Here is a 21,697-nt window from a genome sequence, read left to right as displayed (position 1 = left end):
CGACCGGGGATCAGATTGCGGCGCTGCGCCGGGCGATGGCCTCGGACGGCGCGCCATCGTCCGATTTCGATCTGAACCCGGAAACGCTGCTGCCTGCGGGGCGCATTCTGCGCCCGGCGGGGGTGCTTGTGACCTTTCTGCCCGGTGAGAACGGGCTTGAGCTGCTGCTGACGAAACGCTCGCCGCGGCTCAAACACCATCCCGGCCAGATCGCCTTTCCCGGCGGCAAGGTCGATCCGGGCGATGACGGCCCGGTGGGTGCGGCGCTACGCGAGGCGCGCGAAGAGGTCGGGCTGCCGCCGGAGAGCGTCGAGCTGCTGGGCACCCTGCCGCCGCATGAGACGGTGACCGGTTTCGAAATGACGCCGGTTCTGGGCCTTGTCAGAGACGATTTCACCGAAATTCCCGAGCCCGGTGAAGTGGCCGAGATCTTTCGTGTGCCCTTTGCCCATGTCACCGATCCGGCGCGCTTTATTGTGCAGCAGCGGCGCTGGCGCGGGCAGTGGCGGCGCTATTACACCGTGCCTTTCGGGCCCTATTACATCTGGGGCGCCACCGCGCGGGTCCTCTGGGCGCTGAGCAAACGGATGGCGGCGTGACACGGGTGAGCGGAGACTGGCTGACCTGCGATTCCACGCAGGAAGTGCTGGCGATGCTCGAAGCCGGCGGCCATGTCGCCTATGCCGTTGGAGGCTGCGTGCGCAACGCGCTGATGGGGGTGCCGGTGGCCGATGTCGATATCGCCACCGATGCTCGGCCCGAGCGGGTGGTAGAGCTGGCGCAGGCGGCAGGGCTGAAACCGGTGCCGACCGGGATCGACCATGGCACGGTCACCGTGGTGTCCGAAGGGATCGGGCACGAGGTCACCACCTTTCGCGCCGATGTCGAGACCGACGGGCGCCGCGCGGTGGTGCGCTATTCCGACGATATCGCCGAGGACGCAGCGCGGCGCGATTTCACCATGAATGCGCTTTACGCCGATGCGCACGGCACGCTGTTCGATCCTCTGGGCGGGCTGCCGGATCTGGAGGCGCGGCGCGTGCGCTTCATCCGCGATGCCGGCGAGCGCATCCGCGAGGACTATCTGCGCATCCTGCGCTTTTTCCGTTTCAGCGCCTGGTATGGCGACCCCGAAGCCGGGGTCGATGCCGAGGCGCTGGCGGGAATTGCCGCCAATCTCGACGGTCTCGAAACCCTGTCGCGCGAGCGGGTGGGGCAGGAGGTGACGCGGCTGCTCTCCGCGGCCGATCCGGCGCCCTCGGTTGGCGTGATGGAACAGGTGGGCGTTCTGCACCGGGTGCTGCCCAATGCCACGATCCAGGCGCTGGCGCCGCTGATCACCGTCGAGGAGGCGCTGGGCCTTGTCGCCGATCCGATGCGGCGGCTGGCGGTTCTGGGCTATTTCGACGGTAAGGTGCTGCGCCTGTCGCGAGCGCGTCAGCGGCAACTTGAGCTTTATCAGAGCCTGATTTCCGCCAATGCGGGCCCGGCGGAGATCGCTTATCGCCACGGCAGGGACATGGCCTGGGACATTGCCGCCCTGCGCGCCGCGAGCATCTATATGCCGGTCGCGCCCGACACCGGCGCCGAGATCGCCAAGGGGCTGGGGGCGGTGTTTCCCGTGAAACCCCGCGATCTGATGCCGGATCTTCAGGGTCCGGCGCTGGGCGAGGCGCTGCGCCGGCTCGAGGCGCGGTGGATCGCCTCGGGCTTTACGCTCAGCCGCGCCGAGCTGCTTGCATGACGCTCGATCCACTTTACGGCTTTGTCTTCTTCGGCCTGTTCTCGCCCGGGCCGAACGTGATCCTGCTCACCGCTTCCGGCGCGCGGTTCGGCTTTCGTCCGACCCTGCCGCATCTCTTCGGCGTGGTGCTGGGGGTGGGGGTGACCGCCGGGCTCACCGGCCTTGGCATCGCCACGCTGCTGGCCCGCGCCCCGATGCTGGAGCTGGCGCTCAAGATCGCGGCGAGTCTCTGGATGCTCTACATGGCTTGGGGGCTCTGGACCGCCGACCGGCGCAAGCGCAAGGCCGAGCGCGAGCGGCCGATGACGCTGATCGAGGCGGCGCTGTTCCAATGGGTGAACCCCAAGGTCTGGGCGGTGGCGCTGGCCGCGGCCTCCGCCTATCCCGGCACCGGCGGCGCCTGGGCCGAGGCGTTGAGGCTGGGATCGGCGTTTTCCGGCCTGAACCTCGGCGTCTGCCTGTTCTGGACCAGCGCCGGCGCGCTGCTCACCTACCTGCTCACCACCCCCGCCGCCTGGCGGATTTTCACCCGGATCATGGCCGTCGCGCTGGGCAGTTTTTCCGTCATGGTCTTCCTGTAAGGAATCGGAGAGACTGCGCGCCCGAGCGGCAGGACGTCCGACATGTTCCGGTTTTTCGAAAACCTTGTAGACCCTTACACCCCCTACCCGCCGACGGATCACCCGCCGACGCGGCTGTTTGCGTTCCTGATGGACTACGCGCGCCCGTTCCGCCGCGTTTTCGTCTGGGCGGCGCTGCTTTCGGTGGCGGTGGCGGCGGTCGAGATCGGGCTGATCTGGGCCATGGGCTGGGTGGTCGACATCCTCACCGGCGATCCGGCGCAGGTCTGGGAGGCGCATGGCGGCAAGCTGATCGCGCTGGGGCTCTTCATCCTGTTCCTGCGCCCGCTCTTGCAGGCGCTGGATGTGCTGGTGCTGAACAACGGGATCATGCCGAATTTCGGCACGCTGATCCGCTGGCGCTCGCATGCGCAGGTGCTGCGCCAGTCGGTCGGCTGGTTCGAGAACGATTTCGCCGGGCGCATCGCCAACCGCATCATGCAGACGCCCCCGGCGGCGGGCGAGGCGGTGTTTCACGTCTTCGACGCGATCACCTTTTCGCTGGCCTATGTGCTGGGCGCCGCGGTGCTGCTGGGCGACGCCGACCCGAGGCTGATGCTGCCGCTGATCCTGTGGCTGGGGCTCTACGCCTGGCTGATGCGCTGGACGGTCAAGCGCGTGGGCGCGGCGTCCAAGGCGGCGTCGGACGCGCGTAGCTTTGTCAACGGGCGCGTGGTGGATGCCTATACCAATATCCATTCGGTCAAGATGTTCGCGCAGGACGCGCAGGAGCTGGATTACGCCAAGGTGGCAATCGACCGCTCGCGCGAGACGTTCCAGGCGGAAATGCGGCTCTATACCATCATGGATGTGGCTCTGGTCGCGCTCAACGGGCTGCTGATCGTCGGCGTCGTGGGCTGGGCGCTGCTGCTCTGGATGCAGGGCGCGGCGAGTGTCGGCGTGGTCGCGGCAGCAACCGCGCTGACGCTGCGGCTCAACGCCATGACCGGCTGGATCATGTGGGCGCTGACGACGTTTTTCCGCCAGCTCGGCGTGGTGGCCGAGGGGATGGAGACCATCGCCCAACCCATCGCGCTGGTCGATGCGCCCGATGCGAAACCGCTGCGCTTTGAGAAGGGCGAGATCGTGCTCGACCGTCTCAGCCATCATTACGGGCGCGAGAGCGGCGGGCTCGACGATATTTCGCTGACCATCGAACCGGGGGAAAAGATCGGGCTGGTCGGGCGCTCGGGCGCGGGGAAATCGACCCTCGTAAAGCTGCTTTTGCGGTTTTACGACGCTGAGAAGGGTCGCATCCTGATCGACGGTCAGGATATTTCAAAGGTCACGCAGGACAGCCTGCGCCGGCAGATCGGCATGGTGCAGCAGGACAGCGCCTTGCTGCACCGCTCGGTGCGCGAAAACCTGCTCTACGGGCGCCCGGATGCCAGCGAGGCGCAGGTGATTGCCGCCGCCAAACAGGCGCAGGCGCATGAGTTCATCCTGAGCCTGCAAGACCCGGAAGGCCGCACCGGCTATGATGCCCATGTGGGTGAGCGCGGCGTGAAGCTTTCCGGCGGTCAGCGGCAGCGGATCGCGCTGGCGCGGGTGATCCTCAAGGATGCGCCGATCCTTCTGCTCGACGAGGCCACCAGCGCGCTCGATTCCGAGGTCGAAGCGGCGATCCAGGATACGCTTTACGGCATGATGCAGGGCAAGACGGTGATCGCCATTGCACACCGCCTCTCGACCATCGCGCAGATGGACCGTATTCTCGTGCTCGACGGTGGCCGCATCGTCGAAGAAGGCAGCCACGACGTGCTTTTGTCGCAAGCCGGCCTATATGCAAAATTCTGGGCCCGGCAATCGGGAGGGTTTCTCGACCCCGACCTGCCTGCCGATCCGGAAGATACCTGAAACCACAGGCCAGACGACAAGGCATCGGAATGACTCTCTCCGACATTATCGACCCGTTTTCCCGCGCGCAGACACCGCCGCCCCGTACCCTCGGCCGTTTTGTGCTCTGGGCGCTCAAGGGCGCCTGGCCGGTGCTGATCCCGGCGGCTCTGCTTTCCACATTGGGCGGCGCCTTCGAGGTGATCACTGCCAAACTTCTTGGCGACGTCATCGACAAGGCGCTGTCCAGCGACGCGCAGAGCGTTTTTACCGATCACTGGCCGTTCCTGCTTTTCGCGGCGGCGTTCTTTGTGCTGGTGCGCCCGATAACGGCGGGGCTGTCGGCCTTTGTGCAGTCGGTCATCATGCAGCCCAACGTGTTCAACCTGATCCTCAGCCGTGTGCACCGCTACACGCTGGGCCATTCCGTCACCTTCTTCGACAACGATTTCGCCGGGCGCATCTCGCAGAAGGAGATGCAGACGGCGCGGGCGCTGAACGACGTGATTTCCGAGGTGGTGCAGGCGATCCTCTTCGCGCTGGCCTCGGTCGCTGGCTCGCTGTTGCTGGTGGGCTCCATCGACTGGCGTATCGCCATCGGGCTGGTGCTCTGGGTCGGCGCCTATGCGCTGCTGCTGCGCTATTTCATGCCGCGTATCCGCAAACGGTCGCAGGCGCGCGCCTCGGCCCGGGCCATGGTGACCGGGCAGCTTGTGGATACGGTGACCAATATCAAGACGGTCAAGCTCTTTGCCCATGACGAGTTCGAGGACCGCGCCGCGCTCGAGGCGATGTCGACCTATCGCGACCGGTTCATTTCCTTCGGCCATGTCGCCTCGGCCTTCCGCTTCTGGCTGATGACGCTGGCGGGCACGCTTCCCGTGGTGCTGATCGGCACCGCGCTGGCGTTCTGGAGCCAGGGGTTCGTCAGCGCCGGCGACATCGCCGCCACCGGTGCGGTGGCAATCCGGCTGAGCCAGATGACCGGCTGGGTCAGTTTCACGCTGATGGGGATCTACGCCAATGTCGGCGAGATCGAGGACGGGATCCGCACCATCACCCCCGCCCATACGCTGCTCGATGCGCCCGGCGCAGCGCCGCTGGAGGTCAGCGAGGGCCGGATCGAGTTCCGCGATGTGGGCTTTGCCTATGGCCGTGAATCCGGCGGGGTGGAGCATATCGCGCTGGATATCCGGCCCGGCGAAAAGGTCGGCATCGTCGGCGCCTCCGGGGCGGGGAAATCTACCATGGTGGCGCTGCTGTTGCGGCTCTATGACGCCGAAAAGGGCGGGATCTTCATCGACGGGCAGAACGTCTCCGAGGTCACGCAGGAAAGCCTGCGGCGGCAGATCGGCATGGTCACGCAGGAAACCGCGATGTTCAACCGCTCGGCGCTCGACAATATCCGCTATGGCCGGCCTGACGCCACCATGGAGGACGTGATCGCGGCGGCGGAGAAGGCCGAGGCGCATGAGTTCATTCTGGGCCTTCAGGACCATATGGGCCGCGAGGGCTATGAGGCGCATCTGGGCGAGCGCGGCGTGAAACTCTCCGGCGGTCAGCGCCAGCGCATCGCGCTGGCCCGCGCCATCCTCAAGGACGCGCCGATCCTGGTGCTGGACGAGGCCACCAGTGCGCTCGATTCCGAGGTCGAGGCGTCCATCCAGTCGGCGCTGGAGCGGGTGATGGCGGGCAAGACGGTGCTGGCCGTGGCGCACCGGCTGTCGACCCTCTCCGAGATGGATCGGATCATCGTGCTCGATCACGGTCATATTGTCGAACAGGGCACCCATGACGTGCTGCTGGCGCAGGACGGGCTTTATGCGCGCTACTGGAACCGGCAGTCGGGCGGGTTCGTGAACCCCGAGGCCGAGGAGGCCGCCGAGTGAAACGTGTGATGATCCTCGGCCAGCCCGGCGCGGGGAAATCCACCCTCGCACGGCGGCTGGGGGCCCGCACCGGGCTGCCGGTGGTGCATATCGACCGCATCCACTGGAGCCCGGGCTGGGTCGAGCGCGCCATGCCGCAGAAGCTGCCGCTGATCCGCAGCGCCGAGGCGCAGGAAAGCTGGATCATCGAAGGCGGTCTGTCGGCCACCTATGACACGCGCCTTGCGCGGGCCGATACGCTGATCGTGCTGGATTTGCCGGTCTGGCTGCGGTTATGGCGGGTGTTGAAGCGGGGCGCGTTTCGGGGCAAGAGGCGGGCCATGGAACAGGTCACGATCGAACGGCTGGGGCATCAGGGTGACGGCATCGCGCCGGGCCCCGTCTTTGTGCCCGGGGCATTGCCCGGCGAAGTGGTGGAAGGCGAGATCGCCGATGGCGTGATGGCGTCGCCGCGCATTCTCACACCGTCGGAGATGCGGGTGCGTGCGCCCTGCCGCCATGCGAAAAGCTGCGGCGGCTGCCAGTTGCAGCATGCGCGCGACGATTTTGTCGAAGACTGGAAGACCGGCGTGGTGCGGCAGGCGCTGGCGGCGCATGCGCTGGAGACCGAGATCCGGCCCTGTCTCACCTCGAAACCGCAAAGCCGCCGCCGCGCCGCCTTTTCCGCGCGGCGCACCAAGAAAGGCGCGCTGGCCGGGTTCCACATGAAGGGCTCGGACGTGATCGTTTCGGTGCCCGACTGTCTGCTGGTCGATCCCAAACTTGCCGCCGCGCTGCCATTGGTCGAGGCGTTGGCGGTGCTGGGCGCGAGCCGCAAGGGCGAGCTCTCGGTGCTGGCGACGGTGAGCCTCACCGGGCTCGACATCGCCGTCAGCGGTGGCAAGCCGCTGGACGCGGCGCTGCAATCCGAACTGGCGGATCTGGCCCGCGCCCATGACGTGGCGCGCATCGCCTGGGGCGATGAGGTGGCGCTGACCCGGCGGCCCACGATCCAGCGCATGGGCGTCGCCGAGGTGGTGCCGCCGCCCGGCGCCTTTCTTCAGGCCACGCCCGACGGCGAGGCGGCGCTGCTGGACGGCGTGCGCGAGATCGTCGGCGACGCGGCGCATGTGGTCGATCTCTTTGCCGGTTGCGGCACCTTCGCGCTGCCGCTGGCCGAGCGCGCGCGGGTGCATGCGGTCGAGGGCGACAAGGCGATGACCGCCGCGCTCGACAAGGGGTGGCGTATGGCGCAGGGGCTGCGCCATGTCACCGCCGAGGCGCGCGACCTCTTTCGCAACCCGCTGCTGCCGGAAGAGCTGGCGCGTTTCGACGCGGCGGTGATCGACCCGCCCCGCGCCGGCGCCGAGGCGCAGGTGACCGAGCTGGCCCGCGCCCGCGTGCCGTGCATCGCCTATGTCTCCTGCAACCCGGTCACCTTCGCCCGCGACGCGGCGGCGCTGGATTACGCGGGCTATACGCTCGACTGGCTGCGCGTGGTCGATCAGTTCCGCTGGTCGACCCATATCGAGCTGGTCGCCTGCCTGACGCTCACGGATCGGTGAAATCGTGCCGCAGGCGGATTGGCGCGGCTGTTCCGGACGGGTTTTTTGCGCTATAAGAGGCAAAAAACAACGAGCGGATAAATGCGGTTTCTCAGGCTAGTTCTCATCCTCGCCCTGGCGACGACAGTCACGGCGTGTTCCAGCAAATTCAGATCCTATAACGGTCCGGAAGTGACCCAGATCGTCGTGCAGAAAAGCCAGCGGCGCATGTTTCTCCTGCACAATCAGGAGGTGCTGAAGGCCTATGATATCGGGCTCGGGTTCGCGCCCGAGGGCCACAAGCAGATCGAGGGCGACGGCAGGACGCCGGAGGGGATGTATTTCATCGACCGGCGCAACCCGAACTCGAACTACCATCTCAGCATCGGGATTTCCTATCCCAACCCGGCGGATCGCGCCTTTGCCGAGACGCTGGGCAAGAGCCCGGGCGGCGATATCTTCATCCACGGGCGTCCGTGGAAAGACCGCAAGGGCGGGCGCGACTGGACGGCGGGCTGCATCGCCGTGACCGACCGCGAGATGGAAGACATCTATGCGATGGTGCGCAACGGCACGCCGATCGTTATCACCCCGTGACCGGCATGACCGGGCTGCCTCAGGAGGGCAGCCCTTCACCCGGGGTGGGAGCAAGGCTCGGCGCGCCGGTGACCAGCGTCCACCAGATCTTGCCATTGTCTTCCTGATACCAGGCAAAGCCTAGATCGCGCGCGGATTCATCGAGGATGACATTGCGCGTGGGGGCGTCTTCCATCCAGGCGGCGAGGGTTTCCAGCTCGGTCTCGTAGGTTTCCGAGATGTTCTCACCCACGAGGCGGCCGGTGTAGCCGACGCGCTGCACCCGGTCGATGGGCGAGGAGCCGTCGGAGCCGAAATGCCAGGGCCGGTTCTGCACCGACATGTCCCGCGCATGGGTTGCCGCCGCGGCGTTTAGCTTGGCGTTCAGCGACAGCGGCGGCACGCCGCGCGCCTGACGCAGCGCGTTCACCGAGTCGAGCATTCTGTATTCGATTTTCGCGCCGGATCCCGGTGCGATCCGGTAAGCGCGCGGCAGGGGTTTGCCATCTGGTCCCAGAGTCGGGGCGGAGGTCGTCGCGCCACATGCGGCGGTGACCAGCGCTGCGGAGATCACGAGGAACGATCGTCTTTGCATTGTCCTGCCTTATTCGTTTCGTTTTTTTCGGCTTAGCCTGCGCAGAGCCGCTAATCAAACGCACATCACCGTGACCGCGAGGTCTCAGCGTCGTTTGATGTGCGACTGAGGCTTTACGGCCATATCACCGAAGCCGTAGTATAGCGCCGAAAGCCCCTTGGGGCATTTTGATAGCTGTGCAACGAGGATCGGACCAAGATGACACAGAAGCGTTTTGACCGTCGCGCCTTTCTGGCCGCAGGCGCGGCCGCGATCGGAACTCCGGCGCTGGCCCAGGATGTGAACGGTGCGGGAACCGTCGAGATCGAGCGCGATCTGTCGCAGATCGTGCGCCGTAATATCTCGAGCTTCCGCACGCTCGACTGGCAGCCGCATTTCTCGTCGCTGAACAACGGTGCGATCCTGGTGGATATCACCTCGCGTGCGCTGCATTATTGGGAAGAGAATGGCACCTATCATCTCTATCCCTGCTCGGTGCCGCTTAGCGAGGATCTGACGCGCCGCGGCCGCACCCGGGTAACGCTGAAGGATCCGGCGCCCGACTGGCGCCCGACGCCCTCGATGAAGCAGCGCAATCCGGAATGGCCGGACTATGTCGGTCCGGGGCCCGACAATCCGCTCGGCACCCGCGCCATGCACCTGAGCTGGACCTATTACCGCATCCACGGCACCCACGACACGCGCAAGATCGGCCGTCGCTCCTCCAACGGCTGCATCGGGCTCTACAACGAGCATATCGAGCAACTTTATGGCATGGCGCAAGTTGGTACGCAGGTGTTGCTTATTTGACGACAGAGGGTTGACGGGCAAATCCGAACGCTAAGTTGGATTTGCATTCCCCGTGAATTGCTGCTTAGACAGATCTACGAGGTAAGTCTTGGGTGCTTGACGTGGAAAATCTGGCTACGTCAGGCGATTATCTGGAGGATAACATGAAGAAACTCGCTCTCGCCGCTGTGCTCGCCGCCACCGCATCCACCGCAATGGCCGGCTCCTACGCAAAAGACGACGTGGTCATGGAGCCCGTCGTGGTTGTGGAAGAAGCTCAGCAAAGCTCGTCGTCCGCTGGCATCCTGATCCCGCTGATCCTGATCGCCGTGGTTGCAGCAGCTGCTTCGGCTGACTGATCCAACGGATCGCGAACAGAACACGGAAAAGGCGGTGCTTCGGCGCCGCCTTTTTCTTTTGTGCCGATGGGTTGGGGATGGTGGGTTGAAAACCCACCCTACGGAGCGAGGCGCAGCAAGGTAGGGTGGGTTTTCAACCCACCAGCACCCCACGTCCCACCTGTCCCACCTACTCCAGCCAGCCGCCCATGTTCTCCTCGATCACCGAAGACAGCGCGTCGATATGGGCCGGCTCGTCGTTGAGGCAGGGGATATAGGTGAACTGCTCGCCGCCCGCATGCTCAAAGCTTTCGCGGATCTCTTCGTTGATCTCTTCCAGCGTCTCGATGCAGTCGGCGGAAAAGGCCGGCGCGATGACCGCGATCTTCTTCTTGCCCTGCTTCGCCAGCTCGGCCACATGCTCGACCGTATAGGGGCGCAGCCATTCCTCGGGGCCAAAGACGGACTGGAAGGTGGTGGTGATCTGGGTCTCGTCCCAGCGCAGCCGCTCGCGCAGCAGCCGAGTCGTTTTCTGGCACTGGCAGTGATAGGGGTCGCCCTGCATCAGGTAGCGCTTGGGCATACCGTGATAGCTGACCACGAGAATGTCGGGTTTCTCGGCGATATCGGCATAACCCCGCTCAACCGACGCGGCCAGCGCCTCGATATATTTCGGATGTTCGAAATAGGGGTCCACGACCCGGGCAGTAGGCTGCCAGGTCTCCTCCATAAGCGCACGAAAGAACTGGTCGTTGGCGGTGGCTGAGGTGGCGCCGGCATATTGCGGATAGAGCGGCAGGAACAGGATTTTGCGGCAGCCGGCCTCGGTCATCGCCCGCACCTTCGACTGCGTCGACGGGTTGCCGTAGCGCATGCAGAAATCCACCATGACCTGATCGCCGTAGCGCGCGCGCATGCTGTCGGCGATGGCGGCGGTCTGCCGCTTGGTGATGGTCATCAACGGGCTTTCGTTCAGCTCTTCGTTCCAGATCGACTTATAGGCCTCGCCCGAGCTGAAAGGGCGCTTCGACAGGATGATCCCCTGGAGGATCGGCTGCCATTTCCATTTCGGATAGTCGATGACGCGCTGATCCGAGAGGAACTCGCTCAGATAGCGCCGCATCGGCCAGTAGGAGTAATGGTCGGGCGTGCCGAGATTGGCCAGCAGCACGCCGACCTTCGGCTTGGCGATCTCGGGGTGATCGGAAGGCGCATGCGCCGGGCGCGCGGCATTTCTGGTGGCGTCAAGCATGGTCCTGTCCTGATCTGCTTCCATGACTGAAAACGTTAGGTATCGCTTCCTGAAAAGAGTTCAATCTTTCAGAGGCGTTTCCGCCGTGTTCAGGGCGTCGGCGAGACGTTGCGCCGCAGATCCCGGGCGCAGCGGCTTCTGCTGGCTCTCGTCCGGGGCCCAGCCGGTCAGGGTGACGATCTCGAAAGAGGCGGGCACGCGGCCATCGGATCCGGCAAAGGCATCGGCATAGAGCTCGACCGCGCGCAGCATCACGCCGCGCCGCGTCGGGTGCCGCAGCCGCCCGGTCAGCGCGTTGGTTTCGCCCATGGCGCGCAGGTCGCGCATGAGATGCAGGGCGGAATCGTAGCTGGCCGTCAGGGTAAAGGAATCCGCCACCGGCAGCGCCAGCCCGGCGCGTTGCAGCAGCGCGCCGAGATCGCGGATCTCGCCCATCGGCGCGATCCGGGGCGACAGCCCGCCGGTGACCTCGACCTCGGCCTGTCCCAGTGCCGCGCGCAGCTCGTGCAGGGTCTCGCCGCCGAAACAGAGCGCCAGCAGCAGCCCGTCGGCACTGAGCGCGCGGCGGCATTGCACAAGCTGGCCGACCGGGTCGTTGGCCCAATGCAGCGCCATGGCATGCACCACCAGATCGTGTGCCCCTTCGTCGAGCGCCAGCACCTCGTCATCGGCGACGATCTTCGCACCGGGCAGAGCGCTTTCCCAGATCTGCGGGAACCCGGTCACCACGGCGGGTGCCGTAAACGTCCTGTTAACCACGAAGAGCCGATCCTGCACCTCTTCCCGTGCGGCCTCTTGCAGGAAGAGCGCGGGGTCGCGCGCGGCGCGGGCGCGGTGGCGCAACAGCGCGGTTCGGTCGGTGAGGGGGGCGGGGTTCGACATGGAGGCTGATTAGAATGTTCGGGGCGGCGTTGCAAACCGTGCTGCGCGTGATCTACCCGCCGCGCTGCCTGATCTGCGGCGGGCTGGTGGAGACCGATTTCGGCCTCTGCGGCGGATGTTGGCGCGACACGCCGTTCCTCGCCGGGCTGTCCTGTAGCGCCTGCGGCGTGCCGCTGCCCGGCGCCTCGGATCGGGCGGAGTTTTGCGACGAATGCCTGAGCGTGCCCCGGCCCTGGGAGGCGGGCTGCGCGGCGCTGCTTTATCGCGACAACGGGCGCAAGCTGGTGCTGATGCTGAAACATGGCGATCGGCACGACATTGCGGCGGTGGCGGGCGGCTGGATGGCCCGGCAGGCGCGCCCGCTGCTGGAGGACGGCATGATCGCGGTGCCGGTGCCGCTGCATCCGCGCCGCCACCTGCGCCGGCGTTTCAACCAGTCGGCGCTGCTGGCCCAGGCGCTGGCGCGCGCGCTGGGCATCGGCTGGAGCCCCGACGCGCTGGAGCGCGCGCGCCACACGCCGGTGCTGGACGGCAAGAGCCGCGAGGCGCGATTCGAGACGCTGGGTGCGGCGATCCGGGTCGCTCCGAACCGCGCCGCGCTGATCCGCGACAGGCCGGTGCTGCTGGTCGACGATGTGATGACATCGGGCGCGACGCTTTCGGCGGCGGCAGAGGCCTGTCTTGCGGGCGGCGCACGGCGGGTCTGTGTCTGCGTGCTGGCACGCGTTGCAAAGCGACCCTAAATCCCTTCAAATGCCCCGAACCTCCCGAAGGGACCCAAGATGCAACCGATCGAAATCTACACCACGCCCTATTGCGGCTTTTGCCACGCCGCCAAACGCCTGCTCAGCTCCAAGGGCGCCGAGTTCACCGAGATCGACGTGATGGAAGACCCCTCGCGCCGGCCCGAGATGGTGCAGCGCGCGAATGGCGGTCGCACCGTGCCGCAGATCTTTGTCGGCCCCACCCATGTGGGCGGCTGCGACGAGCTCTATGCGCTGGAACGCGCCGGCAAGCTCGACGCGCTGCTGGCGGGCTGAGCCCCGGGCAAGCGGCGGTCGGGCAAGGGTTTTTGTTGACCTTGCGCGGCGCCGCGTCCAGAAAGTGCCGATCCCATCCCCGTGAAACCCCTTTGGCATCGACCGGCCCGGCATGACGAATCCTGAGAATGCGCTTGCGATCTCGCTCTTCAGCGAGCTGCTGACGGCGGATCAGCTGTTGCGGAACCGGCTGACGCGGGTGCTGCCGGACCGCATGGAGATTTCGCATTTCTCGGTGCTGAACCATCTCGCCCGGGTGCAGGACGAACGCTCTCCCGCGCAGCTCGCGCGCAGCTTTCACGTCACCCGGGGCGCGATGACCAATACCCTGGCCAAGCTGGAGATCGCCGGCTACGTGCATATCCGCCCCGACTGGGACGATGCGCGGCGCAAGATGGTCTCGATCAGCCCGGCCGGCAAACGCGCCCGCGAGGCGGCGCTGGCGGCGATGACGCCGGTGATCTCGGAAATGGTGGGCGAGCTGGGCGCCGAAAAGGTCCGCGCGGCGCTGCCGGTGCTGCGCGAGCTGCGGCTGAAGCTCGAAGCGGAATAGCCCGTATTGCACCGCCTGAGCGTTTGTCCTTGTGGTAAGGGCCATCTCGCTCTACACGGGTGAGGCTAAGCTTCTTCTTACGACTTCTGTTTCCTAGCGGCCTCAGTTGATCCTATGACGACACTGAGCCCGGTCGTCGCATCCTGCGGACGGCACCAAACTAGGAGATCTCACGATGGCCAATGGCACCGTGAAATGGTTCAACGCCCAAAAAGGCTTCGGATTCATCGCCCCCGAGCAAGGTTCGAAAGACGTTTTCGTCCATATTTCCGCGCTTGAGCGCGCCGGTCTGCATCAGCTCGATGACGGCCAGGCCGTGACCTTCGACCTCGAAAGCGGTCGTGACGGTCGCGAATCGGCGACCAATATCGCGCTGGCATAAGCCCGCGACGAGCCGACTAGGGGCGGGGGCTGTCTGAGGACTGCTCCCGCCTTTCTGCAAGATGTGACGCCGTCTTTCGGGAAACGGTCATATCTGCAACCGATGGGGCACCGGTTGTCCCATATCGGACGCGAGCGCTCGCAAGATCGCAGGCGACCCGAGTGTTGCGCAGTCTTGAAGATCAACCTGAAATGGAGATTCCGAGATGGCGAAACTTACCAAAGATACCCTGTTCAAGCCCGCCGCGCCGCGCGCGGAAACGGTGATGGACAAGACAAGCCGCGCCGCCCGGCAGATTCTCGACGACGAAAAGCACAAGCGCGACGCCAAGACCGAGCAGCTCCGCAAGGCCCGGATCGCGCGAGACGGCGGCAAGTGACCGACGCTCTGCCGCTCTTGCGGTCAATTCCGGATCTTTGCCGGCAGCGCTGATTTCAGAGCTGGCGCCGGGCAGCGGATCATGACTGTATCTGGAAGACCCGTCCGGGCGCGATGGCGCTCAGAAACGCCTGATCGTGGCTGACGACCAGCACGGCGCCGTCATAGGCCGCCAGCGCCGATTCCAGCGCGTCTATGCCGTCGAGATCGAGGTGATTGGTCGGTTCGTCGAGGATCAGCAGGCTTGGCGGCGGCGTGCCGCCCAGTGCACAGGCAAGACCGCCGCGCAGGCGTTCCCCTCCGCTCAGCGCGGCCACGCGACGCAGCGCATCGCCGGCGCGGAACCCGAAGCGGGCAAGGGCGGCATGTGCCATATGTTCATTCGCGGCAGGGGTCATGCGCAGGAAGTTTTCGCGCAGGGTCAGCCCGGGATCGAGAAATCCGACATGCTGATCCAGAAACGCCCAGGAGACCGGCAGGTCCACCTGTCCGCTGATGGGGCGGAGCTGGCCGGTGATCAGCTTGAGCAGGGTGGTCTTTCCGCTGCCGTTCGGCCCCGCGATGACGATGCGCTCCGGTCCGGTGACGGTGAGCGACCTGTCGCGGATGGCAGGCCGCTCCGGGTCGTATCCGCCGGTCACATGGTCCAGCCGCAGCACGGTCCTGCCGGCGGGCAGCCCGGTCGGGGCAAGCTCCATGTGGAGCGGAGTCAGTACGTCGACCTGTTCACGGGCGGCGGAGAGCGCAAGCTCCGCCGCATCGCGCCGCGCTTCGCGAAGACGCGCGCCGGCGCCCCCCGACGCCTCGGCCCGGCCCTTGGCGAAATCCAGAAGCGCCTTCGCCTGACTGCCCCCCGCCCGGGCCCTGTGCCCCGCACCATCCTTGCGGGCCTTGCGCTCCGCGGCCTGCTGCGCCCGGCGCGCCGCCTCGTTCCGGGCCTTTTCGGCATGGGCGAGGCTATGCGCGGCGGCGTCGCGTTCGATGGCCTTCTGTTGCCGGTACGCGGTGTAATTGCCGCCATAGCGGGTCGCACCGAGCGAGGTGAGCTCGACGATCGCATCCATCTCTTCCAGAATCTCGCGATCGTGGCTGGCGACGATCACCGTTCTGTTCCAGCCGCGCAGAAGGTCGATCACCGCCCGGCGCCCCTCGCGGTCGAGATTGTTGGTGGGTTCGTCCAGCAGCAGGATATCGGGTTCCGCCAGGATCAGTGCCGCCAGCGCCGCCCGGCTGCGCTGGCCTCCGGACAGGGTTGCAATCGGGGTCTGCGGCCTGGCCACGAGGCCGCAGCGTGCAAGCGCCGGCTCGATCCGGGCGGGCAGGGTCCAGTCGGCCCCGGCCAGCTCTCCGGCGGTTGCCTCGCCGGCCTCGGCGCGGTCCAGCAAATCGAGGGCGGGACCGACGCCGAGGAGATCGGCAACGGTTTCGCCCGCGGTCTCCATCGCGTCCTGGCGCATCAGGGCAACGGAGCCGCGCAGGCTGAGCTGCCCCGACGCGGGTTGCAGCTCGTCGGCGATCAGACGCAGAAGCGTGCTTTTTCCGGCGCCGTTCAGCCCGACGACGCCGGTGCGTTCGGGGCCGAATGTCAGGTTGAGATCGGAGAAAAGGGATGTGCCGTCAGGCGTGGAGTAGCTCAGGTTGGACAGGGAAACGGATGCAGGCATTGGGCAGGACTTCTCGCAGCGGGACCGGAAGGGTGAAGGCGGCGAGAATCTTGTCCATGTTCAGTGCATCCCTGTACTTGGCTGCAACGGAGATAGGTGTCGTGCAGCCCGCCCGCAAGATATCGGTGACATATCGCGCGTCAGATCCTTGCGGCAAAGCCTGCCGGTGCCGGCAAAAGTCTGGGCGCGACTTACAGCCCCGGCACCCGGTTCGAGGCCGAAAACTCGGTGATCTCCATCGTCACCACGCCCTCTTGAGCAAAGGGATCCTGCGCCATCAGCGCCTCGATATCGGCCTTCGAGGTGCCCATGGCGATCACAACCCCGCCGCTGCGCGGGTTTTTCGGGCCCGACGTCAGGAAATGCCCCTCGGCATAGCCTTTCTTCACGAAGTCCATATGCGGCGCCAGCACCGGCTCGATCTGCTCGAACGGCACCGCATAGGTGATGTCGATGACAAAGAGGCTTTGCCCCTCGGGAATCAGACTCATGCGGAGACCTCCGGGTTGAGCGCCGCCGTCACATAGTTCACCGACAGGTCGCGGTCGGAGATCTTCCACGACCAGCTCACCGGGTTGAAGACAAAGCCCTTGCGGTCCACCGGCTCCAGCCCGGCCTCGCTCAGCAGCTTGTAAAGCTCGTCCGGCGTGATGAATTTCGACCAGTCATGCGTGCCCTTGGGCAGCCAGCGCATGACGTATTCCGCGCCGACGATGGCCATGGCAAAGCTCTTGGGGTTGCGGTTGAGCGTTGAACACAGGTGCAACCCGCCCGGTTTCAAAAGCTGCCGGCAGGCGGTGAGATAGGCCAGCGGGTCGGCCACATGCTCGACCACCTCCATATTGATCACCACGTCGAAGCGCTCGCCGCTCTCGGCCAGCGCCTCGGCGGTGGTGTGGCGATAGTCGATCTCGAGCCCCGACTGCGCCGCATGGGTCATCGCCACCGGGATATTGCGCTCGGCGGCGTCCACGCCCACGACTTCGGCCCCGAGCCGCGCCATCGGTTCGCAAAGCAGCCCGCCGCCGCAGCCGATATCGAGAATGCGCAGCCCGGCAAAGGGTTCGGGTTGCGACAGGTCGCGCCCGTATTCGCCGGCGATCTGGGTGGTGAGGTAGTCGAGCCGCACCGGATTCATCATGTGCAGCGGCTTGAACTTGCCGTTCGGATCCCACCATTCGGCGGCCATGGCCTCGAACTTGGCGATTTCAGAGGGGTCGATTGTCACGGTCATCTGTCACTTTTCCCCATGGTCATTTGGGTTTCCATGCCAATATAGATGGATCATGGACAAATTCCCGGGCCAAAAGCGCGCAGTGCAGTATCTCTACCCGCCCATCGACCCGTTCGATCAACGCATGATCGACATGGGCGACGGGCACAAGATCTATATGGAACAATGCGGCAACCCGCAGGGCATCCCCGTCGTGGTGCTGCATGGCGGGCCGGGGGGCGGCTGCTCGCCGGCGATGCGGCGTTATTTCGATCCGCGCGTGTTCCGCGTGGTGCTCTTCGATCAGCGCGGCTGCGGGCGCTCGCGGCCCCATGCCAGCGTCACCGACAACACCACCTGGCATCTGGTGGCCGATATCGAGCGCATCCGCGAGACGCTGGGCATCGAGCAGTTCATCGTCTTCGGTGGCAGCTGGGGCGCGACGCTGGCGCTGGTCTATGCCATCAGCCATCCGGAGCGCGTGCGCCAGCTTGTGCTGCGCGGGGTCTTCATGATGACCCGGACCGAGCTCGACTGGTTCTATGGCGGCGGCGCCGGCCAGTTTTGGCCCGAGCCCTGGGCGCGCTTCACCGATCTCATTCCGGCGGAAGAACACGGCGATCTCATCGGCGCCTATCACCGGCGGCTGTTTTCCGGCGATCTTCAGGACGAGACCCGCTTTGCCCGCGCCTGGTCTGCCTGGGAAAACGCCCTCGCCTCGGTCTATTCCAACGGCGCTGGAGGCGAGGCGCCGGGGGATTATGCCCGCGCCTTTGCCCGGCTGGAGAACCACTATTTCGTCAATGACGGCTTTCTCGAAGAAGACGGCTGGATCCTCAAGAATGTCGACCGGCTGCTCGGCATCCCCGGGGTGATCGTGCAGGGCCGCTACGACATGATCTGCCCGCCGCAGCGCGCCTGGGAGCTGGCGCAGGCCTGGCCCGAGGCGGATCTGCGGATGATCCGCAATGCCGGGCATGCCCTGTCGGAACCGGGCATCAGCGCCGAGCTGGTGCGCGCCATGGACAGGATCGCCGGGCAGGAGGGTTTACAGGAGAATTCCGGCATCTAGTCTGTCGCGGACGGCGCCGGATCTGGAGGGAACGCAGCGACATGACGGCCGAAACCGGATGCGGGATGCGACGGGCACGGCTCTTTACGGTGTCGCCCTTCGAAAGCTCGCTGAACTTCTACAGCCTGGGACGCACGCGCGAGGAAAGCGCGCGGCTCGTCACCGCGATCCGCAAGATCGCGCCGGTGACGGAGTGGTTCGAGGTGGATTTTCCCGACTGGCCCTTCGGCTATGGCACGGTACGGCACGACGCGTTGCCGGTGTTCTTTCGGCCGACGGTGATCCTGCGGCTCAAAACCGGCGACGGGGTCGAGGTCACGCGCGGCGATCAGGTGTTTCGCGCGCTCTCCGCCGAGCTGCATTTCTACGACGACTGCATCGGGGTGCTGTTCGTCGAATGGGCGACCGACCGGCTCGATTGCCCGACCTCCGAATTCGACGACGCGCTGACCGGCGCGACGAAACGGCTCTTTCGCAGGCACATTCATCACTGTCTCGATACGCTTCAGCGCGAGCTGGCCAATGACGGCGGCGCGATGAAGGTGCTGCGCGCGCCCGACGAGTATTCGGTCTACACGCCGGTATCGGAGCTGCCCGACAGCCCGATCTGGACAGCACGCTCGGTGATCGTGGCAGACGACGCGGCGCCCGGCGATCCGCTGGTTTCGAAGCTCGGCGGGTTGCCGCCGGAGGCCGAGGAGCTCGACGAAGCCCGCGCCTGGGTCGGATCAGGCAACAGCCTGTTTTCGGTCGCCGGCTCCGCCATGGAGCGCTTTACCGAAGACTGGATGCGGAGCATGAGCCTCTGTCAGTTCTACGCGACGCTGCTGTCGCGCTACCAGACCATCCTGCTTGCCGAGGTCCGGGTGCTGGAACATGCCGGCGAACGCGATATCCGGCGGCAGATTCTCGGCACGCTGGAGCGCAAGCTCGACCATCTGGATTTTGTCCGACTCCAGCACGAGCGGGCGCTTTACGGTCTTCAGGGGGTGCGGCGGCAGCTTGCGCGCTATATCCACAAATCGTGGGAAAGCGAGCTGCAATTCGAGAATGTGCGCGGCTGGGCGGCGCTGCTGCGCAAGCAGATCGACCGGTATTACCGGAGGCGGCAGCTCGCGCAGACCCGCATTCTGAAAAGCTTTGTCGCGGTGATCGGTGGCCTCTCGCTGTTCGATCTGGCGCTTGTGATGGTCAATGAGGCCCGCACACAGGGGCCGGACGATGTCGTGGGGCTTCTCGACATGTTCCAGGACCGGTCGCCGGACATGGTGCTTTACTTTGCGGTCGGCATCCTGCTCTTGCTCATGCTGATCACCTATCTGAGCGAGAAATAGATGACAGCAGAACAGATCCCCGATGCGCGTCGCTGCCGGATCGTTGTCCTGATGGGCAGCGGCTCGGACAGGCTGGATGAGGCGGCGGATGCCATCGCCCTGCCGATATCGCGGGATTTCGGCGGGCTGACGGTGAGCTTTGCCACCGGCTACTGGGCGCCGGACGGGCAGAAGGACGAGGGCCCCTACGATGTCGAGGGTCTGATGAAGGAGCGGGTGCTGCGTCTGGATCTTCTGGTGATGCCCGAGCTCAGGCAGGCGGCGCTGGATCTGCTGGAGGAGACCTGCCGTGAGGTCAACAGACGGTTTGCTTTAGGATGCACCCATCTGCACATAGAATGCCTGGACGCCGAGGCCGAGCATCGCCTCATTGCCTGACGCCGCTTTGCCGGCGATACTGGGCGAGACAGAGAGATACCGGCGGCGAGTCCGCCGCAACGTGACGGGTAAGCAACTGCCATGACGGCCTTTCACCGCCGCCGACTGATCCAATCCGCCCTCGCCGCCGCGGTGCTGGGCGGGTCGGGCCTTGCCGCCGCGCCGGCGCGGGCGGGGGGCACGCTGCGCGCGGGGCTTGGCGGGGCGCACCGCTCCGACAGCTGGGACGCGCGGCAGCACGCGGATTTCTTCATGATCGCCGCCGGGCAGGGCGCGGTGTTCGACACGCTGACCGAGGTCGCCGCCGACGGCTCGCTGCGCGGCGAGCTGGCGACCGGCTGGCAGGCCAGCGCCGATGCGCGGATCTGGACGGTGACGCTGCGCGAGGGCGTGCGCTTTCACAACGGCAAGCCCTTCGTGGCCGAGGACGTGATCGCCTCGCTGCGCCTGCATCTCGACCCGAAAGCCGGCTCGGGCGCGCGCCCGCTGGTGGCCTCCATCGCGCAGATGGAGCGGCTCTCGGATCATCGTATCCGGTTCACGCTGGCGGCGGGCAATGCCGATTTCCCCTATCTGCTCGCCGATTATCACCTGCTGATCTATCCAGCCGGGCAGATCGAGAAGGCGATGGCGCGCGGCATCGGCACCGGGCTCTATCGCGTCGAGCATTTCGAGCCCGGTGTGCGGTTTCTCGGCAAGCGGGTGGCCGGGCATTACAAGGACGGGCAGGCGGGCTGGTTCGACACGCTGGAATTCCACGCGATGAATGACGGTGCCGCGCGGGTGGCGGCGCTGCGCTCGGGTCAGGTGGATGCGATCAACCGGGTGGCGCCGCAGCGCGCGGCGCGGCTGCGCGGCGCGCCGGGGCTGCGGCTTCAGGACGTTCCGGGCAATGCCTATTACGGGTTCGCCATGCAGAGCGCGACGGCGCCGTTCGATGCGCTGCATCTGCGGCAGGCGCTGAAACATGCGATCGACCGGCAGGCGATCCTCGACCGGGTGTTGCTGGGTCACGGGCGCATCGGCGCCGACAGCCCGCTGGGGCCGGCCAATCACTACACCGCCGATCTCACCCCGCCGCCCTACGATCCGGACCGCGCCCGCCATCATCTGCGGAAGGCCGGGCTCTCGTCGCTGACGCTGCCCCTGTCGGTCTCCGAGGCCGCTTTCGAGGGCGCGCCCGAGGCCGCCGCGCTCTTTCGCGATGCGGCGCGCGCGGCGGGGATCGAGATCGCGGTGACGGCAGAGCCCGCCGAGGGCTACTGGTCGCAGGTCTGGCGGCAGCGGCCCTTTTGCGCCTGCGCCTGGTCCGGGCGGGTGACGGAGGACTGGATGTTCTCCACCGCGCTCCAGCACGGCGCGCCCTGGAACGAGACGCAATGGGGCATGGAGCAGAGCCCGCGCTTTCAGGCCTTGCTGGGCGAGGCGCGTTCGGAGCTCGACGGCACGCGGCGTCGGGCGCTTTACGGCGAGATGCAGCAGATCCTGCGCGACGAGGGCGGGCTTCTGGTGCCGGTCTTTGCCAATCACCTTCAGGCGGTCAATGAGCGTATCGCCACGCCGGCGGCGCTGGGCAATCTCTGGGCGATGGACAATGCGCGCTTTGCCGAACGGTGGTGGCTGGCGTAAGTTTCGGGGATGGTGGGTTGGAAACCCACCC

At 66.0% G+C, this 21,697-nt stretch carries 24 protein-coding genes; 18 read left to right on the top strand and 6 right to left on the bottom strand.

Features of this window, described 5'->3' with window-relative positions; genetic code table 11:
• The first annotated feature begins 35 nt into the window (after window positions 1-35).
• The 7 genes from I6N89_RS02050 to I6N89_RS02020 all read left to right on the top strand — a co-directional run bounded on the left by I6N89_RS02050 (window position 36) and on the right by I6N89_RS02020 (window position 8,209).
• Window positions 36-599, top strand: a complete 564-nt coding sequence (locus I6N89_RS02050) for a CoA pyrophosphatase (RefSeq protein ID WP_207016794.1) — start codon at window positions 36-38, stop codon at window positions 597-599.
• The gene (locus I6N89_RS02045) at window positions 596-1,744 is read left to right on the top strand and encodes a CCA tRNA nucleotidyltransferase (protein WP_328805828.1); all 1,149 of its coding nucleotides are present in this window, start codon (window positions 596-598) and stop codon (window positions 1,742-1,744) included. The genes I6N89_RS02050 and I6N89_RS02045 overlap by 4 nt, the downstream gene beginning before the upstream one ends.
• The gene (locus tag I6N89_RS02040) at window positions 1,741-2,325 is read left to right on the top strand and encodes a LysE family translocator (protein WP_207016555.1); all 585 of its coding nucleotides are present in this window, start codon (window positions 1,741-1,743) and stop codon (window positions 2,323-2,325) included. Before I6N89_RS02045 ends, I6N89_RS02040 begins: the two co-directional genes overlap by 4 nt.
• A gap of 42 nt (window positions 2,326-2,367) precedes the next feature.
• Complete coding sequence (locus I6N89_RS02035) at window positions 2,368-4,221, top strand: ABC transporter ATP-binding protein (protein WP_207016554.1); 1,854 nt, start codon at window positions 2,368-2,370, stop codon at window positions 4,219-4,221.
• Between the two features lie 29 nt (window positions 4,222-4,250).
• Window positions 4,251-6,089 carry an ABC transporter ATP-binding protein gene (locus I6N89_RS02030; RefSeq protein ID WP_207016553.1) on the top strand — a complete coding sequence of 613 codons (1,839 nt, stop codon included), beginning with the start codon at window positions 4,251-4,253 and terminating at the stop codon, window positions 6,087-6,089.
• Between the two features lie 320 nt (window positions 6,090-6,409).
• Complete coding sequence (locus I6N89_RS02025; protein ID WP_207016792.1) at window positions 6,410-7,633, top strand: class I SAM-dependent RNA methyltransferase; 1,224 nt, start codon at window positions 6,410-6,412, stop codon at window positions 7,631-7,633.
• 81 nt (window positions 7,634-7,714) lie between these two features.
• Window positions 7,715-8,209: a L,D-transpeptidase family protein gene (locus tag I6N89_RS02020; RefSeq protein WP_207016552.1), complete on the top strand. Its 495-nt coding sequence runs from the start codon at window positions 7,715-7,717 to the stop codon at window positions 8,207-8,209.
• Between the two features lie 19 nt (window positions 8,210-8,228).
• Here I6N89_RS02020 and I6N89_RS02015 read toward each other — a convergent pair whose 3' ends face one another.
• The gene (locus I6N89_RS02015) at window positions 8,229-8,783 is read right to left on the bottom strand and encodes a CAP domain-containing protein (RefSeq protein WP_207016551.1); all 555 of its coding nucleotides are present in this window, start codon (window positions 8,781-8,783) and stop codon (window positions 8,229-8,231) included.
• 198 nt (window positions 8,784-8,981) lie between these two features.
• Here I6N89_RS02015 and I6N89_RS02010 point away from each other — a divergent pair, with 198 nt between their 5' ends.
• Together I6N89_RS02010 and I6N89_RS02005 are read left to right on the top strand one after the other, a co-directional pair.
• A complete protein-coding gene (locus I6N89_RS02010; RefSeq protein ID WP_207016550.1) occupies window positions 8,982-9,572 on the top strand; it encodes a L,D-transpeptidase in 591 nt (196 codons plus the stop codon).
• A 143-nt stretch (window positions 9,573-9,715) separates the two neighbouring features.
• Window positions 9,716-9,910 (top strand): ferrochelatase, encoded by a 195-nt coding sequence (locus I6N89_RS02005; protein ID WP_207016549.1) that lies wholly within the window; start codon window positions 9,716-9,718, stop codon window positions 9,908-9,910.
• A gap of 169 nt (window positions 9,911-10,079) precedes the next feature.
• On the opposite strand, the gene hemH is transcribed toward I6N89_RS02005, so the two are convergent.
• Both hemH and I6N89_RS01995 read right to left on the bottom strand, forming a co-directional pair.
• Window positions 10,080-11,141 carry a ferrochelatase gene (gene hemH / locus I6N89_RS02000; RefSeq protein WP_207016548.1) on the bottom strand — a complete coding sequence of 354 codons (1,062 nt, stop codon included), beginning with the start codon at window positions 11,139-11,141 and terminating at the stop codon, window positions 10,080-10,082.
• Window positions 11,142-11,201: 60 nt separating this feature from the next.
• Entirely contained in the window at window positions 11,202-12,023 is an 822-nt protein-coding gene (locus I6N89_RS01995) for a methyltransferase domain-containing protein (RefSeq protein WP_207016547.1), read from the bottom strand.
• 14 nt (window positions 12,024-12,037) lie between these two features.
• Here I6N89_RS01995 and I6N89_RS01990 point away from each other — a divergent pair, with 14 nt between their 5' ends.
• From I6N89_RS01990 to I6N89_RS01970, 5 genes are all read left to right on the top strand, one after another.
• A complete protein-coding gene (locus tag I6N89_RS01990; RefSeq protein ID WP_207016546.1) occupies window positions 12,038-12,766 on the top strand; it encodes a ComF family protein in 729 nt (242 codons plus the stop codon).
• 39 nt (window positions 12,767-12,805) lie between these two features.
• Complete coding sequence (gene grxC / locus I6N89_RS01985) at window positions 12,806-13,063, top strand: glutaredoxin 3 (protein ID WP_207016545.1); 258 nt, start codon at window positions 12,806-12,808, stop codon at window positions 13,061-13,063.
• A 112-nt stretch (window positions 13,064-13,175) separates the two neighbouring features.
• Window positions 13,176-13,616, top strand: a complete 441-nt coding sequence (locus I6N89_RS01980; RefSeq protein WP_076698975.1) for a MarR family winged helix-turn-helix transcriptional regulator — start codon at window positions 13,176-13,178, stop codon at window positions 13,614-13,616.
• A 175-nt stretch (window positions 13,617-13,791) separates the two neighbouring features.
• Entirely contained in the window at window positions 13,792-13,998 is a 207-nt protein-coding gene (locus I6N89_RS01975; RefSeq protein WP_076698970.1) for a cold-shock protein, read from the top strand.
• Window positions 13,999-14,203: 205 nt separating this feature from the next.
• The gene (locus I6N89_RS01970; RefSeq protein ID WP_207016544.1) at window positions 14,204-14,377 is read left to right on the top strand and encodes a hypothetical protein; all 174 of its coding nucleotides are present in this window, start codon (window positions 14,204-14,206) and stop codon (window positions 14,375-14,377) included.
• A 79-nt stretch (window positions 14,378-14,456) separates the two neighbouring features.
• Here the strand turns inward: I6N89_RS01970 and I6N89_RS01965 are convergent, their stop codons facing one another.
• The 3 genes from I6N89_RS01965 to ubiG form a co-directional block, all read right to left on the bottom strand.
• On the bottom strand, window positions 14,457-16,040 hold the full coding sequence (locus tag I6N89_RS01965) for an ABC-F family ATP-binding cassette domain-containing protein (protein WP_207016543.1): 1,584 nt from the start codon (window positions 16,038-16,040) through the stop codon (window positions 14,457-14,459).
• A gap of 191 nt (window positions 16,041-16,231) precedes the next feature.
• Window positions 16,232-16,531, bottom strand: coding sequence for a YciI family protein (locus I6N89_RS01960; protein ID WP_207016542.1), 300 nt, complete (start codon window positions 16,529-16,531; stop codon window positions 16,232-16,234).
• Window positions 16,528-17,274: a bifunctional 2-polyprenyl-6-hydroxyphenol methylase/3-demethylubiquinol 3-O-methyltransferase UbiG gene (gene ubiG, locus I6N89_RS01955; protein WP_076698961.1), complete on the bottom strand. Its 747-nt coding sequence runs from the start codon at window positions 17,272-17,274 to the stop codon at window positions 16,528-16,530. The genes I6N89_RS01960 and ubiG overlap by 4 nt, the downstream gene beginning before the upstream one ends.
• Window positions 17,275-17,326: 52 nt before the next feature.
• On the opposite strand from ubiG, the gene pip reads away from it, so the two are divergent.
• The 4 genes from pip (at window position 17,327) to I6N89_RS01935 (ending at window position 21,666) form a co-directional block, all read left to right on the top strand.
• Window positions 17,327-18,325, top strand: coding sequence for a prolyl aminopeptidase (gene pip / locus I6N89_RS01950; protein ID WP_207016541.1), 999 nt, complete (start codon window positions 17,327-17,329; stop codon window positions 18,323-18,325).
• A gap of 41 nt (window positions 18,326-18,366) precedes the next feature.
• Entirely contained in the window at window positions 18,367-19,659 is a 1,293-nt protein-coding gene (locus I6N89_RS01945) for a hypothetical protein (protein ID WP_207016540.1), read from the top strand.
• Window positions 19,660-20,037, top strand: coding sequence for a hypothetical protein (locus I6N89_RS01940; RefSeq protein ID WP_207016539.1), 378 nt, complete (start codon window positions 19,660-19,662; stop codon window positions 20,035-20,037). It begins immediately after the preceding gene.
• An 81-nt stretch (window positions 20,038-20,118) separates the two neighbouring features.
• Window positions 20,119-21,666, top strand: coding sequence for an ABC transporter substrate-binding protein (locus I6N89_RS01935; protein ID WP_207016538.1), 1,548 nt, complete (start codon window positions 20,119-20,121; stop codon window positions 21,664-21,666).
• Window positions 21,667-21,697 lie beyond the last annotated feature (31 nt).

The organism is Salipiger abyssi (genome assembly GCF_017311415.1).
Lineage (GTDB): Bacteria > Pseudomonadota > Alphaproteobacteria > Rhodobacterales > Rhodobacteraceae > Salipiger > Salipiger abyssi_A.
Note: the sequence above shows the minus strand (reverse complement) of the source record. Positions and strands in the feature narration are given on the sequence as shown.